Origin of the sequence: Paraburkholderia terrae, assembly GCF_002902925.1 — a bacterium.
GTDB classification, from domain to species: Bacteria; Pseudomonadota; Gammaproteobacteria; order Burkholderiales; family Burkholderiaceae; genus Paraburkholderia; species Paraburkholderia terrae.
The window spans coordinates 2250026-2263691 of record NZ_CP026112.1 but is presented as its reverse complement, the minus strand read 5'-3'; the positions used below and the strand labels follow the sequence as shown (position 1 = coordinate 2263691).

The window sequence follows — 13666 nt, the reverse complement described above, 5'->3', positions numbered from 1 at the left end:
GAGCGATACGCGGCGCTAGGCCGCCAACGCAGTTTCCTCGAGCATCTGTTCTTCGAGTACTTCGATTTCTTCCGCGACTTGCGGCACGGATACGATGTCCTTCTCCGCCTCGCGCTTCGCGGCGGCAGCCTTCTTCGTCTTGCCCGCGCGCGACGGCGGCTGGCAGGCGCCGCACACGACGTTGTGCTGCAGGTCGTGCTTGTGCGCGACGAACTTTCCGCTGCAACGGCAGCAGGGCGTCAGTTGCAGGATCTCGGCGTCGAAGAAACGCACGAGCGTCCATGCACGCGTCAGGTCGAGCACCGGCTCGGTCTCGCTATGACGGCAATGCTCCAGATACAGGCGATAACCCTTGGTCAGCGCGTCCAGGTGCGAGCAGCGCGCTTCGTTCTTCAGGAACAGATACGTGTTGTAGAAGAGCGATGCGTGGATGTTCGCGAGCCACGTCATGTACCAGTCCGCCGAGAACGGCAGCATGCCCTTCGGCGGCGATACGCCCTTGACCTCGCGGTACAGGCGGATCATCCGGTCGCGCGACAGCGTCAGCTCGCTTTCGAGCACCTGCATGCGCGCGCCCAGTTCAATCAGCGCGATCGCGCGGAACACTTCCTGCGCGTCTTCGGTAAGGCTCTTTTTCAGCATGGCAGTCCTCTCCGGTCTTAAGCGAACTGCTCTGCGGGCTGTCCTGCCAGCAGGATCGCGGCATGCGTCGATGCCACCTCCGCGTGACGGGACGTGTGCGTCAACGCCGACAACATCGTGTGGTCGTTGAAGCGGAAGAAGCACAAAAGCTGATCGGAGCTGGCCAGCTTGACGATCTGCGCGAGCGACAGCCCGGCAAGAATATCAGCCAGCTCCGACGACAAGCCCAGGCGGAACATGCCGACTGCCTTGTCCTCGCGCAACATGCGTTGTGCGAGCATGATGTAAGACAAATTGATTTCGCGGATTGAATCCAGCGTCTCGCTGCTACGGTCCATTTTCTCTTTTCCGAAGCCCCGAATTACTTATGTCGGCATTTTCTGCCGTTATGGTCTTATGCCCCGCCGGACACTGAAGATTTCCGGCGTCAACTTGGTGCACAGATACAACCAGCCAACCTTTGATACAACCCGTTACATTTCGTAACAGCTTGGGCGGAATTGTATGAACAGGATTTCCAGAAATCAATACCTTTCTCAAAAAAAAGATACGACAAAACAACAGTCGTTTCGGTAACTCTTTCACGGCGACGTCATAATCGCCAGGCAGGCGGAAAACGTTTGCAAGGGGCTCCGGTTAAACCCTTGTCAGATAAGGCCTCAAGCAAGAGTTTCCGATTAACGCATGCAACTTGGCTTATGCGAAAATCATATGAGTTCAGAAAGCCGGGAGAAAGAAAACAAAAAACCGGCAGGTAAAAAATACGCTGCCGGTTAGCGGATGAGGGATAACCCGAGATGTAACGAAAAGGAGTTACAAACCGGGAAGAAAGTGTAACGAGTGCGGCCGCAGTTGTTACAGACTCACCTGGAGTTTGTAACGGGTCAGCAGCCGGTTTGGCGGATACGCTCGACTTCCAGTCCGAAAAGGGGGCGCAGCCGCGTGCCGATGACGTTGCCGGCGAACGCGGCGACGAGCCACAGCCAGCCATGCAGGCTGCCTGACACGATGCCGCTGAAATACGCGCCGATGTTACAACCATAGGCCAGCCGGGCGCCGTAGCCGAGCATCAGGCCGCCCACGACGGCGGCGATAAGGGATCGCATGTGTACGCGCCACAGAGGCGCGTAGCGGCCCGCTAAAGCGGCCGCAGCCATCGCGCCGAGGACGATGCCCGCATCCATTACGCTCGTGACATCGCGTGTAACGGACGATGTGAGGGCGGTGGCATTCGTGTGAGAACTCCAGTAAGGCCAACTGGCGACGTCGATGCCCGCCAGCGAGAAGAGCTTCGCGCCCCACAGCGCAAAGGCCGAGGTCACACCCCACGGACGGCCCGACAGCGCGAGCGTCGCGAAGTTGAGCAACGCGAGCGCGACTGCGCCGGCGAACAGCGGCCACGGTCCGTGCAGCCACGGCGACGCGTTGGCGGCGCGCGGCGCGTCGTCGACGAGGCGCCCGTGCCGGCGCTTTTCGATCACGACCGTCAGCGCGGCAATCGCCGCGAACACGGCAAGATTGACCGCGATCGCCCAGCTGGCGCCCAGAGTTGTAACAAGCGACGTCGGTTTGAGCGACGGCAGCGCGGTCCAGAACGGCATATGCGCGGTGGCGACCACCGAGCCCACGATGAACGCCGCGAGCGTCACCAGCATCCGCGTGCTGCCGCCGCCGACCGTGTACAGCGTGCCCGACGCGCAGCCGCCGCCGAGCTGCATGCCGATCCCGAACATGAACGCGCCGACGATCACCGACGTGCCCGCGGGCGACACCAGCCCCGCGACGGGATGGCCGAACAGCGACCCCGCCGACAGCGCCGGAAAGAACAGCAACACGCCGATGCCGAGCATCAGCATTTGCGCGCGCAGGCCGGCGCCGCGGCCATCGGCGATGAACACGCGCCACGCGGACGTGAAGCCGAACGCCGCGTGATACAGCGACATGCCGAGCAGCGCGCCGACCACGTAGAGCGCCGCCTGCCGGCCGCTGACGGTTTGCGCGAGATAGACTGCGCCGAGCGCGATGAGAAGGAGCGAGAAGGCGAGCGGCTTCGGATTGATGTCGAAGCGGCGCGGAAGCGGTGTGGCGAGATCGGACATGACGAACGTTGTGCGAGCGTGTGGATGATGCGGAGCGCGTGAGCACGGCGACGGAGTGTGCCGTGCGTGCGTGGCCGCGATACGGATGGTGAAGATATCCGGCTTCGGGTGCCGATTTGCAACCGGAAGCCTGTCAAACAACATAGCACGTTGTGACGGATGATGCCGGGCGTGGCCCGCTTGCTGGCCACCTGTCGGAGCGGTTCGCAGCGCGTTCGAGGCGCACCGCGGAGTCGTAAGACCTATTTTGCGTCGTGAAAAATCACCCCAAGCGTATGCCGATGCCCCGAGCGCAACCGGCTCACGCCATGCCGCATGTGTACGCGATACGCGCCGCGCGCGCCCTGCACGGGCCGGTGATGCACCGCAAAGATCACTGCATCGCCCTTACGCAGCGGCACGACTTCCGCGCGCGACTGCATGCGCGGACGCTGCTCCGTCAGAACGAACTCACCGCCAGTGAAATCCTTGCCCGGCTCGGACAGCAGGATCGCGAGCTGCAAAGGAAAAACGTGCTCGCCATACAAGTCCTGGTGGAGGCAGTTGTAGTCGCCAGCCGTGTATTGAAGGATCAGCGGCGTCGGACGCGATTGCCCGGCCTGATGACAGCGGCGCAGGAAGGCGGCGTGCGTCGGCGGAAACTGGACGTCGATGCGCATGGCTTCGTTCCATGCGTTCGCGAGCGGCGCGAGACGCGGATAGACGGCCGTGCGCAACGCGCCGACCACGTCGGGCAGCGGGTAGTCGAAGTATTTGTACTCGCCGCGCCCGAAGCCATGCCGCGCCATCACGACGCGGCTGCGATACAGGTCGTCGCGCGGATAGAGGGAGCTTAGGGCGTCGCACGCTTCGGCGCTCAGCAGGCCTTCGAGCGTTGCGCAGCCGTGCGCGTCCAGTTCGGCTGAAGCATGCGTCCAGTCTATCGCGTCGACGCGTCGTTCGATCGACTGAGGCGTGGCGATTGCAGGCGCCGGCCCACGCTGGCCTTTGCCCAGTGGTTCATCGCCGCTGAACAGCGTGGCTTGAGTGTCGAATGCGAAATCTTGCATGAGCGGCTCCGTATCGGCTTCGGCTTTTTCGATGCCACTCACTCTACCCAGGCGGCGGTGCTCGCACACCCCGGGACTTGCTCTCTCATTCGCCGTATGGTCGTCGAGCAGATCGAGAGCGGGGACTACCTGCATGCGGATACGGTCACTGGCGGGCGGTAGCAAGAGAAGCAAAAAAAATGGCCTCGACTTCTTGAACAAAGTCGAGGCCGTAAACATCGCCACCCTGACCGACCGTTGCGGAGACAGCCCATCTCCAACGGCAGATGACGATGACCCTTGGTTTCCCATGAAGCCACCAGCGTTGCGCAGTTCATCGCGACGGGATCAACAGATGAGTGTCCGTCTGTGCCCGATGACACCGGGCCAGTTTCAGGTACGCCTATGTGCTCTGCACGCGCATTTCTTTTTCGCCCCTTCGGACCACCGTTGCCGGCTCCGTTCCACGGCCTGCCTTGCAATGGATTCCATGTCACCGACACTTAGTGAACTGGCAACGGTCTGTGCATAAGCGTGGTGCTGTCTCGTCAGTGGTGCCGCCAGGTCTTTGGCATCCAGGTACCGAAGCAGCGCAATTCTTTTGTGCCCGCATTGAATGCTATGGTCATATAGCGCCAGCGCCGCCATTGCGTCGCGCTTCTTCCCGACATCCTCGACTAAAGTTCTCGTGTCAGATCGTTTCATTGGGAACGGTGCTGTGATCGAATACGCGTGAGACGGCGGTCACGGCAATTCGTGGCCAACTCAGGATAAGCATCCAGTCGGCGGACAGTATCGGTTTCACGCTAAAGCGCGGCAATCCCTCTTGGGGATATACCACTCTGTAGGTAGTACACAACCGTCGCGACACCTCGCGCGGGCATTGATCGTGCCGCGCCTCCCGGTGATCCTGTTGTCGGCCGCGACCTTTCCGGTAGCGCTGCGCCGCTCGACGTCGGCGCCGCACTATCAATCAACCCTCGTCAACAGAAAACATGGGAGGTCTCGCCATGACATCCACATCCGGTCTCCAAAAAGTCACCCGGAATATGTCCCGCTAAAGGCAGACCCGTATGGCACCCGACACGGTTTTTTCACGTCTGGCGCGACCGGGGAGGTTCGCGCGAATGCGCTTGCTTGCCACCGAGATGGCTCCCGATACCCACAAAGAGGGAGCCCCCTCTGGCAGATTGCAAGGCGCAGTTGACGGACCATACTAGAGACATGAATCGTCAAAACCTTGCAGCGGAGCCGCATCATGGAAAGCCGGAATTTCCTGACCCACCAGCAGATCTTCGACCGCGCTGTCGACCATCTTTTCGGCCAGGGCCGCGCTGCGCTGCTGCCACGTGGAGGCGGTGCATATCGCGGCTATTGCGGCGGGTGTCCCGTTGGCAGCTTCATCAAACCACGCGACTACATGACTGCCATGGAAGGCGTACCCGTCCGCTATATCGGCAAAGCGTCATCGGACGCGATACCCGCGTATATGGATGTCGGCATCGCGGCGTTGAGAAGGGCGCTGCTTCGCGCCCACGTGAATGTCTACGATCCCGTGACGATCGAGTTGCTCAGCACCTTGCAGAACGTGCATGACGTGTTCGGCAAATGGGAATGGCGTGAGCGGCTTCAGTCGATCGCCCGACAGTTTGGTCTGTCGGCCGAACTGGTCAAGGCGGCGGCCTGATTGCCAGAGCTGGCGGAACACGGAAATCATGTACGGGCGAGTGAGGTGACGATCATGAACATGCAGCAACAGTCTTTACGCGAACTCGTCGAGAAATGGCTGGCGCCGACTTCGGCAACGCCCTTTCGAGTGACCCAGTTCAGCCGCACGCGCGATAGCAACAGGCGCTACGTCTGTGTCGAAGTGGCGCGGCCGGCGTGTTCCGTGGCCATCATGTTCTTTCGGCATGCCGATGGCGCGTGGCGCGTATTTCCGCCTCGCCGCGAGGGCCCGGCAATGGCCTGCCAGAAAGCCGCGTGACGCGCGCAGCGCTGCCGCGCTTGACCTATGATGAAACTGTCGGCCAGCCGTCTTCAGGCCGGTCCAGGTATGAGGAATAGGACGTGGAGCCTGTCAACACCGTATTGCTGATCGACGATCACGCGCTGTTCCGCAAGGGCGTCGCGCAATTGATCCAGATGAACCCGGCGTTTCGTGTTGTCGGCGAAGCGTCGTCAGGACGGGTGGGTGTTGACCTCGCGGTCCGGCTCAAGCCCGACGTCGTTCTGATCGACCTCAACATGCCGGAAATGAGCGGTATCGAGACGCTCGAGATGATGAAGCAGCACAACGTCGACGCACGCTTTCTGATGCTGACAGTGTCGGACAACGAACGCGACGTGGTGGCCGCACTACGCGCCGGCGCAAGCGGCTATCTGCTCAAGGACATGGAGCCGGAAGAACTGTGCATCAATTTGCAGAAGGCGCTGCAGGGAACGGCTGTGCTCAGCGAGGCGATCACGGGCAAGCTGTTTCATGCGCTGTCTGCCGGGCAGCCTCTCCCCGCCAACGAGTCGGGCCTTTCCGGGCGTGAGCAGGAGGTACTGGACTATCTGGTGGAAGGGCTATGCAACAAGGAGATTGCCCGAAAGCTCGATATCAGCGTCGGGACTGTCAAGGTTCACGTCAAACATCTGCTGCACAAACTCGATCTTCATTCCAGAGTCGAAGCCGTCGTGTGGCATCACGAGCGCCACGCGCGCCGCAATCCGCCGCGGGCGTGAGTCCTCTTCCTCGTCAGCCACTGATACTATTCGCACTGCGGAACCCCCGCGGCGCAGTCATGCCGCGAATCCCGTTGCCGATAGTCGATAGTCAAGTGTAGAGCCGAGCGATGAAGAGCGAGATAAACGACGAACTGCCCAGCGGTCCCGTGGACGAGTTGGGCGATGGAAGGTCGATTGAGTCATTCCTGGGCAAGGTCGTCAAAGAGCACCGTACGAATCAGGGGCTGACGATTGCCGACCTGGCGGAGCAAAGCGGCCTGTCAAGAAGCATGGTGTCGAAGATCGAGAACGGGCAGGTGTCGACCAGCCTCGATTCGATCGTGAGCATTGCGCGCGCACTCGGCATTTCGATCTCCGCGATGTTCAAGAACTTCGAGCATCGCGAGGGCAATGCGCAGCACGTCAAATCCGGCAAAGGCATGGAGGTCGTGCGGCGCGGCACGACGAAGGGACATACCTATCATCTGCTGGCCTATGACCAGGGGCCCGTCAAGCTGTTCGAGCCGTTTCTCATCACCATGGACGATGAAGCCGAGGTGTTCCCGACCTTCGAGCATCCCGGCACGGAGTTCATCTACATGCTGCAAGGCAAGATGGAATATCGCCATGGCAATCGCAGCTATCTGCTGCAGCCCGGCGACGCGCTGACCTTTCGCGGCTCCGTCGCGCATGGCCCCGAGCGCCTGATCAAGCTGCCGATCCGCTTCATCACCGTGATCATGTACGGCCAGTCGCCCGACCTGGATACCTGAACGCCCGTCTGATCGGGCAAATCTCGCGATAGCTGCGCGCGCATCCATGCGCGCCGATTGCACTATCGATTCCCCGTCACTTCCATCGACATGCAGATACGTGCAGGGATAGTCGCGGCTATCGCCTGGGGCGACCAGGTGATACGCGCCTGGCGATACTCCTTGAGGTGTACGGGTGTTTCCTGACAGGAAAAAAAGTTTATTGTCATTGACACACAAGTTTCGGCTGGCTAATGTTGTCACCAATGGTTCCTCTTCGAATCAATGCACAACATGTCCTCCAATACGCACCGCTTCACGCTGACTCTGTCCTGCCCCGATCGCATCGGGATTGTGTCTGCTGTAAGCACATTCCTTGCCGAGCATCGGGCGTGGATCACCGAGGCCACCCATCATGCCGACGAAATCGAGAAGCGCTTCTTCATGCGCCACGAGATCGTCGCGGAGTCGCTGCCCTTCGGCATCAACGGGTTCCGGGATCGCTTCGCCCACATCGCGAGAGAGTTTGCGATGGACTGGAAGATCTCTGACAACTCGGTCAAGAAGCGGGTCGTGATACTCGTGTCGAAGCTTGAGCACTGTCTCTACGACCTGCTCGCGCGCTGGAAAGCGGGTGAACTCGACATCGAGATTCCGTGCGTGATCTCGAACCACGACACATGGCGCAGCTTTGTCGAATGGCATGGCATTCCGTTCCATCACGTGCCCGTTACGCCTGACAACAAGGCGCAGGCTTATGACGAGGTGCAACGGCTGTTCGAGGATGCACGCGCTGACACGATGGTGCTCGCGCGTTACATGCAGGTTCTTTCTCCGAAGCTGTGCGCGGCCTATCCGGGGCGAATCATCAACATCCACCATTCGTTCCTGCCGAGCTTCGTTGGCGCGAAGCCTTATCACCAGGCCTACGGGCGCGGCGTGAAGCTGACGGGCGCGACCTGCCACTACGTGACGGAAGAACTCGACCAGGGGCCGATCATCGAGCAGGACGTGATTCGCATCCGCCACTCGGACCGCCCGGATGACCTCGTGCGCCTGGGCCGCGATATCGAGAAGGCCGTATTGGCGCGAGGCTTGCGTTATCACCTCGAGGATCGCGTGCTGATCCACGGTAACAAGACCATCGTGCTGCGGTAATCGCGTAGCCGTCTTCCATCGAACAGGTCGTTAAGCCGCCCCCAGCGGGGCTGGCCAAAGGAGCGTTTTATGCCATGGCGTCTCGTCCGCTTCGCTCTCTCAAAGAAACATCCCGAACCGAGGATGTTCACGAGACACGACACTTTGCGTCGTTCATATGACGTTGTGATCATCGGCGCAGGGGGCCACGGTCTCGCGTCGGCCTACTATCTCGCGAAAGAGCACGGCATCACGAATGTGGCCGTGCTGGAGAAGGGGTATATCGGAGGAGGTAATACCGGGCGTAACACCACGATCATCCGCTCGAACTATCTGACGCCCGAGGGCGTGCAGTTCTATGACGAGTCGGTGAAGCTGTGGCAGGACCTGTCGCAGGACTTCGATCTGAACCTGTTCTATTCGACGCGCGGTCATTACACGCTTGCCCACACCGATTCGGCGATGCGTACGATGCGCTGGCGCGCGGAAGTCAACAAGCACTACGGGGTGGACTCCGAGGTCGTGGGTCCGAACGAGGTGAAAAAGGCCGCGCCGATGATCGACATCTCGTGCGGCGGCGTCGCGCCCATCATGGGCGCGCTATATCACGCGCCGGGCGCCGTCGCGCGGCACGATGCGGTTGCCTGGGGTTATGGGCGAGGCGCGGACCAGCGCGGTGTCGAAATCCATCAGCAGACGGAGGTGCTTGGCATCGACGTGGTGGGCGGCAAGGTCAAGGGCGTGAAGACTTCGCGCGGCTATATCTCGACGAACAAGGTGCTGTGCGCGGTGGCGGGCTCGACGCCCCGTGTCACAGACATGGTTGGCCTGCGCACGCCGATCTACATCCACCCGCTTCAGGCGATGGTGAGCGAGCCGCTCAAGCCCTGGCTCGAGCCGATTCTCGTCTCGGGCAGCCTGCACGTCTACATCAGCCAGTCGGCGCGAGGCGAACTCGTGATGGGCGCTTCGCTCGATCCCTACGAACTGCATTCGACACGCTCGACGCTCGATTTCGTGGAAGGGCTCACCTCGCACATGCTCGAGATGTTCCCGTTCCTGTCGCAAGCCAAGGTGATGCGCCAATGGGCGGGGATGGCCGACATGACACCCGACTTCGCGCCGATCATGGGCAAGACGCCTGTCGAAGGCTTCTACCTGGACTCGGGCTGGGGCACCTGGGGTTTCAAGGCCACGCCGGTGTGCGGCAAGACGATGTCCCACACGGTCGCGAACGACGCCACCCATCCGCTCATCGAGAGCTTCTCGCTCGACAGGTTCCGCCGCTTTTCGCTCACGGGCGAAAAGGGCGCGGCATCCGTTGGCCACTAAGCTGGAGAACGACGATGAAAATCATGACCTGTCCGGTAAATGGCGCGCGGCCGGTGTCGGAGTTCGCCTACTGGGGCGAGATTCGTCACGAGCCTGATCCGACCCAGGCGAGCGATGCTCAATGGGCTGACTATGTGTTTTGCCGCAACGGCGCACCGGGCGTGAAGCAGGAGTGGTGGTGCCATACGCCGAGCAATACATGGTTCATTGCCGAGCGCGACACCGCGAAAGATCTCGTGCTGCGCACGTGGCTTGCCGGCGAGGAGGCCTGAATGCGTCTGACTCCTCACCGCGGCGAATGGATCGAGCGCGATACACGCATCGATTTCTCGTATGAAGGCAAGCAGTACAGCGGCCTCATCGGCGACACGATCTCGAGCGCACTGTGGGACTCGGGCCTGCGCGTGCTCGGCCGCAGCTTCAAGTATCACCGCCCGCGTGGCGTCCTTTCGCTCGCCAATCACGATGTCAACGTGATGCTGCAGGACGGCGCACGGCTGAACGTGCGGGCCGACGTGACGGCATTGACGCCGGGCGGCAACTGGTATTCGGTGAATACGTTCGGCGGTGTGGAAGGCGATCGTGCGCGCGTCGTGGGCAAGCTCGCGGCGTTTCTGCCTGTCGGCTTCTACTACAAGGCGTTTTACAGCAAGCGCTGGTTTCCGCGCTGGGAGCGCATGTTCCGCACGATGACGGGTCTCGGCAAGGTCGATTTCGACGCGCCGCATATCCGCACACCGAAGCGATATGGCTTTTGCGACGTGCTGGTGATCGGGGCGGGTCCATCCGGTTTGTCGGCGGCGCTCGCGGCAGCCGGGGAAGGCGCTGACGTCGTGATCGTCGATGAGAACGCGCGCATCGGCGGCAGCGGTGGCTATCAGCTGGGCGGCGACGAGAAGCGTTTCGACGAGATCCATGAACTGGCGAACGCCGTGCTCGGCCATCCGCGTATCCGGGTGATGACGGGTACGCTCGCGGCAGCCTACTACGCGGACCTGTGGGTGCCGCTCGTGAATGCGACGTGTATCACGAAGATGCGCGCGAAAGCCGTGATCGTCGCGAGTGGCGCGTTCGAGCAACCCGCCGTGTTTCGCAACAACGACCTGCCAGGCGTGATGCTGGCGTCGGCGGCGCAGCGCCTTGCCTATCGTTATGCCGTTGCGCCCGGCAAGCGGGCCGTCGTGCTCGCCGCCAATGCCGACGGCTACCGCGCGGCGCTCGACATGCTGGCGCGTGGCATCGAAGTCGTTGCCGTGGTGGATCTGCGCGCATCGCATGCAAGCGATGACCTTGAGCGCGATCTCAGGGCGAAGGGCGTCGAAGTACTGACTTCGAGCTGTGTCGTCGAGGCCGTGCCGGACCGATCGGGCGAACGGCTGACGGGCGTGCGCGTCGGCGCGTTTTCGACGAACAACGGCCTGCGCTATTCGACGGCAACGACCCGTCTGATCGAATGCGACACGCTGCTGATGAGCGTCGGCTGGTCGCCTGCCGCGAACCTGCTGTATCAGGCGGGCACGAAGATGCACTTCGATCACGATGTGCAGCAGTTCGTGCCGGAGCAATTGCCAGCCGGTGTGTTCGCATGCGGCCGCGTGAACGGCGTGTACACGCTCGGCAGCAAGCTGCGCGACGGCGCGCGGGCAGGCGTGCAGGCGGCAGCGCATAGCGGCAACGGCAACGGCGACGGCAAGGCAGGCGAAGCCGCGCAACTGCGTCTCCTGGAACGGGAATCACCATCGCATCCCTGGCCGATCGTGGGCCATGCATCCGGCAAGAACTTCGTCGATTTCGACGAAGACCTGCAACTGAAGGACTTCGAAAACGCCGTGCAGGAAGGCTTCGACAACATCGAACTGTTGAAGCGCTTCTCGACCAACGGCATGGGGCCGAGCCAGGGCAAGCATTCGAACATGAATGGCCTGCGCATCCTCGCGCGTCTGACGGGCAAGGAGCCCCAGGAGGTCGGCACGACGACGGCGCGGCCGTTCTTCCATCCCGTGCCGATGTCGCATCTCGCCGGGCGCGGCTTCAACCCGGAACGGCGCACGCCGCTGCACGCGCAGCACCAGTTGCTCGGCGCGGTGTGGATGCCGGCGGGCGTCTGGCAGCGCCCGGAGTACTACGCGGTCGCGGGCAAGGAGCGCGCGGTCTGCATCGAGGAAGAGGCGCTCGCCGTGCGCAACGGCGTGGGCATCATCGACGTGGGCACGCTCGGGAAGATCGAAGTGCGGGGGCCGCAGGCCGCGGAGTTCCTCGAACGCGTGTACGTGTCGAAGTACGCGGGCCTGAAACCTGGCATGACCCGTTACGCCGTGATGTGCGATGAGTCCGGCGTGGTGATCGACGATGGCGTGATCGCGCGTCTCGCCGACGATCACTTCTACTTCACGACCACGACGTCGGGCGCGGCGGCCATCTATCGCGAGCTGTCGCGGCTCAACACGATCTGGCGGCTCGACTGCGGCATCGTCAACGTGACGGGCGCGTTCGCCGCGGTGAACCTCGCGGGGCCCGCATCGCGCGCCGTGCTCGGCAAGCTCGTGGATCTCGATCTGTCGCCGGCGGCCTTCCCGTACCTCGGCGTGCGCGTGACGGGCATTGCCCTCGGTCAGAACCGTGTGCCTGCGCGTCTGATGCGCGTGGGTTTCGTCGGCGAATGGGGATACGAAATCCATATTCCCGCCGAGTACGGCGCGGCGCTGTGGCGCACGCTGCTCGAAGCGGGACGTGAACACGGCATTCGTCCGTTCGGCGTCGAAGCGCAGCGTCTGTTACGGCTCGAGAAGGGCCACGTGATCGTGAGCCAGGACACCGATGGTCTGACGACACCGCGCGACGCCGGCATGGAATGGGCCGTGAAGATGGACAAGCCGTTTTTCGTCGGCAAACGCAGCCTGCAGATCATCGACAAGCTGCCTGCCAAACAGCGCCTTGTCGGCTTCGCGCTCGATGCAGGCGTGCGCGATGCCGGTCTGCGCGAGTGTCATCTCGTGATCGAACGCGGCGAGATAGCGGGCCGTGTCACGAGTGTCGCGTGGAGCGCGACGCTGCAAAAGACGATTGGCCTTGCGTTCGTGCGGCCCGACCAGGCCGAGCCCGGCACGCGCATCAGCTTCCGCGCGAGCGGCGGCCGGATGGTACCCGCGACGGTGGTGCCGACTCCGTTCTATGACCCTGAGAGCGAGCGTCAAAAAGACGCCGTAATAACAAAGGCGGCCACGCCGAAGAAGGAGACAGCATGAACGCACCACTTCGGATGAGCCCCGTATGCGACGCCTGGAAGACGGCAAGCGCGCAATGGAGCGTGCGGGAGAACATGCGCGTCGAGGAGCGAGTCGATGCCGCCGACAGCACGCGTGCCGCGACGCTCGGCATCGCCGATGTCTCCTTCCTGTTTCGCACCGGCTTCAAGGGGCAGGGCGTAGCGGCGTGGCTGCAGGCCCAGGACATCCCCGTGCCGGAGCAGCCCAACAGCTGGGCGCCCCTCGCGGGCGGCGGCGTCGTGTTGCGGCTCGGCGTCTCCGAATACCTGATCGAAGACGGACTGACGCAAGGTAGTTCGGCAAGGATGGCGCATCTCGATACGCCCATGCACGTGTACCCCGTGCTTCATCAGGATGTGGCACTCGTGCTGTGCGGCGAAGCCGTACACGAACTGCTGCTGCAAACCTGCAATGTCAATTTTGGCGCGCTCGATCTGGCTGCCCGGCCAGTCGTGCTGACATCGATGGCGGGTGTCGCCGTCACCGTCATGCCAGGCGCCCGGGCAGGCAAGCCTTACTACCGGGTATGGGCCGACGGCACATACGGCTTGTATCTGTGGGAGACGCTGGCGGGTATCGCCGGCGAGCTGGGCGGCGGGCCAGTCGGGGTCGCCGCGATCACGGATATCGACCAGTCGGCAACCCCGTAGCGAGCAAGTAGTCGACGCGGGCGCGCACTCGGGCCGGCGTTTTCAGAA

General features: G+C 62.3%; 13 protein-coding genes. 9 read left to right on the top strand and 4 right to left on the bottom strand.

What is annotated here, in order from left to right; translation table 11 throughout:
- Window positions 1-15: 15 nt before the first annotated feature.
- From flhC to C2L65_RS26375, 4 genes are all read right to left on the bottom strand, one after another.
- Window positions 16-642 (bottom strand): flagellar transcriptional regulator FlhC, encoded by a 627-nt coding sequence (gene flhC / locus C2L65_RS26390; protein ID WP_007585799.1) that lies wholly within the window; start codon window positions 640-642, stop codon window positions 16-18.
- 17 nt (window positions 643-659) lie between these two features.
- Window positions 660-980: a flagellar transcriptional regulator FlhD gene (gene flhD / locus C2L65_RS26385; RefSeq protein WP_007585797.1), complete on the bottom strand. Its 321-nt coding sequence runs from the start codon at window positions 978-980 to the stop codon at window positions 660-662.
- 546 nt (window positions 981-1526) lie between these two features.
- Entirely contained in the window at window positions 1527-2741 is a 1215-nt protein-coding gene (locus tag C2L65_RS26380) for a YeeE/YedE family protein (RefSeq protein WP_042306522.1), read from the bottom strand.
- Between the two features lie 242 nt (window positions 2742-2983).
- On the bottom strand, window positions 2984-3790 hold the full coding sequence (locus tag C2L65_RS26375; protein ID WP_233446547.1) for a 2OG-Fe(II) oxygenase: 807 nt from the start codon (window positions 3788-3790) through the stop codon (window positions 2984-2986).
- 1237 nt (window positions 3791-5027) lie between these two features.
- Here C2L65_RS26375 and C2L65_RS26365 point away from each other — a divergent pair.
- From C2L65_RS26365 to C2L65_RS46685, 9 genes are all read left to right on the top strand, one after another.
- Window positions 5028-5456, top strand: a complete 429-nt coding sequence (locus C2L65_RS26365; protein ID WP_042306520.1) for a hypothetical protein — start codon at window positions 5028-5030, stop codon at window positions 5454-5456.
- Window positions 5457-5756: a hypothetical protein gene (locus C2L65_RS26360; RefSeq protein ID WP_427910169.1), complete on the top strand. Its 300-nt coding sequence runs from the start codon at window positions 5457-5459 to the stop codon at window positions 5754-5756. It abuts the gene before it with no gap.
- A gap of 83 nt (window positions 5757-5839) precedes the next feature.
- Complete coding sequence (gene narL, locus C2L65_RS26355; RefSeq protein ID WP_042306519.1) at window positions 5840-6499, top strand: two-component system response regulator NarL; 660 nt, start codon at window positions 5840-5842, stop codon at window positions 6497-6499.
- Between the two features lie 110 nt (window positions 6500-6609).
- Entirely contained in the window at window positions 6610-7254 is a 645-nt protein-coding gene (locus C2L65_RS26350; RefSeq protein WP_042306518.1) for a helix-turn-helix domain-containing protein, read from the top strand.
- Window positions 7255-7518: 264 nt separating this feature from the next.
- Window positions 7519-8391 (top strand): formyltetrahydrofolate deformylase, encoded by an 873-nt coding sequence (gene purU / locus C2L65_RS26345; RefSeq protein ID WP_042306517.1) that lies wholly within the window; start codon window positions 7519-7521, stop codon window positions 8389-8391.
- A gap of 123 nt (window positions 8392-8514) precedes the next feature.
- A complete protein-coding gene (locus C2L65_RS26340; protein ID WP_233446546.1) occupies window positions 8515-9702 on the top strand; it encodes an FAD-dependent oxidoreductase in 1188 nt (395 codons plus the stop codon).
- 14 nt (window positions 9703-9716) lie between these two features.
- On the top strand, window positions 9717-9974 hold the full coding sequence (locus tag C2L65_RS26335) for a sarcosine oxidase subunit delta (protein WP_007585788.1): 258 nt from the start codon (window positions 9717-9719) through the stop codon (window positions 9972-9974).
- Complete coding sequence (locus tag C2L65_RS26330; protein ID WP_042306515.1) at window positions 9975-12947, top strand: glycine cleavage T C-terminal barrel domain-containing protein; 2973 nt, start codon at window positions 9975-9977, stop codon at window positions 12945-12947. It begins immediately after the preceding gene.
- Window positions 12944-13618 carry a hypothetical protein gene (locus tag C2L65_RS46685; RefSeq protein ID WP_042306514.1) on the top strand — a complete coding sequence of 225 codons (675 nt, stop codon included), beginning with the start codon at window positions 12944-12946 and terminating at the stop codon, window positions 13616-13618. Before C2L65_RS26330 ends, C2L65_RS46685 begins: the two co-directional genes overlap by 4 nt.
- Window positions 13619-13666 lie beyond the last annotated feature (48 nt).